At 66.1% G+C, this 3,699-nt stretch carries 4 protein-coding genes; 2 read left to right on the top strand and 2 right to left on the bottom strand.

Features of this window, described 5'->3' with window-relative positions; genetic code table 11:
* Window positions 1-138: 138 nt before the first annotated feature.
* Window positions 139-1,518 (top strand): hypothetical protein, encoded by a 1,380-nt coding sequence (locus DYI42_RS23480; RefSeq protein WP_213549492.1) that lies wholly within the window; start codon window positions 139-141, stop codon window positions 1,516-1,518.
* 31 nt (window positions 1,519-1,549) lie between these two features.
* Here DYI42_RS23480 and DYI42_RS23475 read toward each other — a convergent pair whose 3' ends face one another.
* Window positions 1,550-2,122 carry a TetR/AcrR family transcriptional regulator gene (locus DYI42_RS23475; RefSeq protein ID WP_213549490.1) on the bottom strand — a complete coding sequence of 191 codons (573 nt, stop codon included), beginning with the start codon at window positions 2,120-2,122 and terminating at the stop codon, window positions 1,550-1,552.
* Between the two features lie 69 nt (window positions 2,123-2,191).
* Between DYI42_RS23475 and DYI42_RS23470 the strand changes: the two genes are divergently transcribed.
* The gene (locus tag DYI42_RS23470; RefSeq protein WP_213549488.1) at window positions 2,192-2,824 is read left to right on the top strand and encodes a glutathione binding-like protein; all 633 of its coding nucleotides are present in this window, start codon (window positions 2,192-2,194) and stop codon (window positions 2,822-2,824) included.
* A gap of 8 nt (window positions 2,825-2,832) precedes the next feature.
* Here the strand turns inward: DYI42_RS23470 and DYI42_RS23465 are convergent, their stop codons facing one another.
* Window positions 2,833-3,417, bottom strand: coding sequence for an HNH endonuclease (locus DYI42_RS23465; RefSeq protein ID WP_213549486.1), 585 nt, complete (start codon window positions 3,415-3,417; stop codon window positions 2,833-2,835).
* Between the last annotated feature and the right edge of the window lie 282 nt (window positions 3,418-3,699).

The raw sequence follows: 3,699 nt of genomic DNA, 5'->3' as shown, positions 1-3,699 counted from the left end.
GCGCTGAGGCGAGGGCGGGGAAGCCCCCCGCCCCACCACTCTCCCGCCCGGCAGCACCCATTCAGCCTGCCGGGCCTGATTTTTGACCATGCCATTTACCCGCGCCTCTGGCCCGGACCAACCGATCAAGGAAAGCCGATGTTTCTCCGTCCCACCCTCACCGCCACAGCCCTCACCCTCCTCCTTACCGGGCCACTCGCCGCCCAGGAGGCCCCGGCCACGCTGCCCGAGGGCTTTGCCGCCCTCGCCGCCGAGCACGGGCTCACCTTCGACGTGGCAGCTGGCACCCTCAGTCCCGGCGGCACCATCACGGCCTACGAGCTGGAGCTTGAAGGCGGCAGGCATACCCTGCGGTTCGGCGACTGCGATGATGCGGGCTGCGATACGATCACCATCACCTCGATCCTGCCCAACACGGCCGGGCTCGATGGCAGAACCCTCTACAACGAGCTTGAATCCGGCAACCTGGCCGCCTTCGGCAAGGCTCACGTGCGCAACATAGCCGTTCGGGCCGAGAACGTCCGGGTCGAAACCACCTTTACCGACACCGAGGCCGACGCGCTGGCGAAAGCCATTGGCAAATGGCGGCTCGGTATCCTGGAGCTCACCGGGCTTCTGGCCACCCCACGTCCCGACCCGACCGACAGCCTGCCCGCCGTCTTCAGCCCCGATGCGCTGGCCGAAACGCTCTCAGCCCTCGGCGCAACCATGGAGCCCGACACAGAAGGCGGCGCCCGCTTGCCCGAGGACGAAAAGAGCTTTCTCGTCACCGGCCAGGACTTCTACTACCTCGCAACCTTCACCGGCTGCCGGGCCGAGGGCTGCACCGGGCTCACCCTTCAGGCCGCGGTCGCAAATCCCGGTCGCCTGACCGGGGCGCGGTTCAACGAGATCTACGACGGCGGGCGCTTTGCCTTCATCAGCGACAGCGAACTGCGCTACAACGTCCAGGCCAACCTGCGCGTGGTGACGCTCACCACCGAGGTCTGGCCCGAAATGGCGGATGATCCGGAGCGGCTGCAGGCCAACCTCGCCATATTGCACCGCTACATCACCGAGCTGAGCGCCGCCCTCGCCGAGGCCCCGCCCGCGCCCGACCCGCTGGAGCAGACGGTGCGCAGCCCGGAAGACGTGGCGCGGCTGATCCGCGCGCTGGGCTGGTCCGCTGCCGCCGTCAGAAGCGCGCGCGGTCACGTGATCAAAGTGAATACACGCAGCGCGCCGATCCTGATCTACTACGCGGGATGCAAGTCTGAGAAACAGCCGGCGGACTGCCGGTTCGTGCTGCTGGAGTCTTCGCTTCAGCTTCGCGAGTCTCCGGGTGCGGAGGCCATCGCGCGCTATACGGAGGGCAGCTTCTGCTGCAAGGCCGTCTGGTCGGCGGAAGACAAGCGGCTGACCCAGGTGATGAGCCTGCCCCTGCGGCCCGGGATCGACGCCGCCCTGATCGAGGAGAGCCTTGTAATCTTCCGCTCGCAGTTCTCCCTGTTCGAAAAAACCTTTGCCGAGGTTGATTAACCTGCCCCTGCGGTCCTGCCGTCTTCGGCGATCACGCCGCCTGACCGATCAGCGCCAGCGCCTGCCGGGCAAAGGCCTCCACCTCCGCCCTTGGCCGCCCTGCGCGGATGCGCAGCGCGCAGGAGTGCATCACGGCCGCCGCCAGCGCGCCCCGCGTCTCGGCCTCACCCGCCCCGGCTGTGGCGTAAAATGCCGCCATTCCGGCATCGGTCTGCTCCAGCACATCTGACAGGAAGTCTCGTACCCGTGGCACCTCTTGCGCCGCAACGGCGGCTGTGCTGCTGAGCAGGCAACCGCGCGGCACCTCGTCCCCGGCATAGAGCGCTATGGCCTCCATCATGAAGGCCTCCACCCCACCCTCGCCGCTCCGCGCGGAAAAGAGCGCGGCCATCGCCTCGGCATAGCGCCGCAGCGTTGCCATGTAGAGCCCGGCCTTGTCGCCATAGGTGGCATAGAGGCTCGCCCGCTCCAGCCCGGTCGTGGCCACCAGATCGGCGATCGAGGTCTCGGCAAAGCCCTTCTCCCAGAAGGCGGCCATCGCCCTCTCAAGAACCTGCTCTTCATCGAAGGCCCGGGGCCTTCCGCGCCTTTTTGGAACGCTCATTCAATATTTCCTTGACGGCAACTCTGATTTCTTGACTGATCGTTCCATAAATCACGAAGGAGTCGCAAGATGGATCTTTATATCTCCCCCATGGCCTGCTCGCTGAGCGCCCGGATCACTGTCTATGAGGCCGGGCTCGAGGGCCGTGTGGCCCTGCATAACGTCCGCCTGCCCGACCAGCGCCTCGAAGACGGCAGCGCCTTTGCCGCCATCGCCCCGCAAGGCCGCGTTCCCGCGCTGGTCACCGGCGAGGGCGCGCTGCTGACGGAGAATGCCGCCATCCTGCAATACCTGGCCGATCTCGCGCCGAAAAGCGGCCTGGCCCCGCCTGCCGGCAGCTTCGCCCGCAGCGCGCTGCACCAATGGCTCAGTTTCATCGGGAGCGAGCTGCACAAGCTGGTCTTCGCCCCGCAGTTCAGCGCCGAGGCGCCCGCCGAGGCCCGCCGCTTCGCGCTGGACAAGGGCCTGCCACCACGCTTCGGTCACCTTGAGGCCGTGCTCTCCCAGGGCGGCCCCTGGTTGCTGGGGGGCGCTTTTACCGTGGCCGATGCCTACCTGCTGACCATGCTCAACTGGGCCGTCCACCTGAACCTGGATACTGCATCCTGGCCCGCAATCGAGGCCTGGTATGGCCGCGCGCTGGAGCGTCCGGCGGTTCAGCGGGCCATGGCGGAGGAAATGGCGCTTTACAAGGCCGCCTGAGCCGGGCCTTACGCCTCCAGTTCGGCGTCCCAGTACAGGTAATCCACCCAGCTGTCGTGCAGGTAATTCGGCGGAAACCGGCGACCCATGTTCATCAGCTCGCCCGCGCTGGGGGGCCGGGGCGGCTTGCGCAGGCTCATGCCGGTCTGCGCAAGTTGCCGCGAGCCTTTACGCAGGTTGCAGGGCGCGCAGGCGGCCACCACGTTTTCCCAACTCGTGCGTCCGCCCCGGGCGCGCGGCACCACGTGGTCAAAGGTAAGGTCTCCCTTCGCCCCGCAGTATTGGCAGCGGAATTCGTCCCTCAGAAACAAATTAAAGCGCGTGAAGGCCACGCGCTTTTGAGGTTTTACATAGTCTTTGAGGACGACAACGGAGGGGATCCTGATCTCGGTGGACGGACTTCGCACCACTTCGTCGTATTCGGCGATGATGCTCACCCGGTCGAGCCAGGCCGCCTTGATCGCCTCCTGCCAGGGCCAGAGGGAGAGCGGGTAGTAGGAGAGCGGGCGGTAATCGGCATTGAGCACCAAAGCGGGGTGGTGTCTGAGGTTTGTGGGTTCCCTGACGAAAGTCGTCCTGAAGTCACCGTCCATCGTGCCGTCTCTCCGTGCTCGCCTGCCTGTCGTTAATCGCCTGTCTCGCGCTCTGAGTCTTTCCTCGACTATATCTTGGGTTTTACCCCGCGCAACCCCCGCAACATGCGGTGTTGCCTCAACAAATGCCCCGATTCCATGACGGGGGCATGACAGTTATCCACAGGCCGGGTGACGCGTCATTGCTGCGACGCCGCATGTAGGGCGGGACGTGTCCCGCCGCCCCCCCCGCGCCGCTCACGCCTCCGCCATCTCCAAAAACATGCCCAACAGCCCCAGCTC

Source organism: Vannielia litorea, assembly GCF_018424695.1.
GTDB classification, from domain to species: domain Bacteria; phylum Pseudomonadota; class Alphaproteobacteria; order Rhodobacterales; family Rhodobacteraceae; genus Vannielia; species Vannielia litorea_A.
The sequence above is the reverse complement of the archived record's forward strand: the minus strand, read 5'-3'. Positions and strand labels throughout refer to the sequence as shown.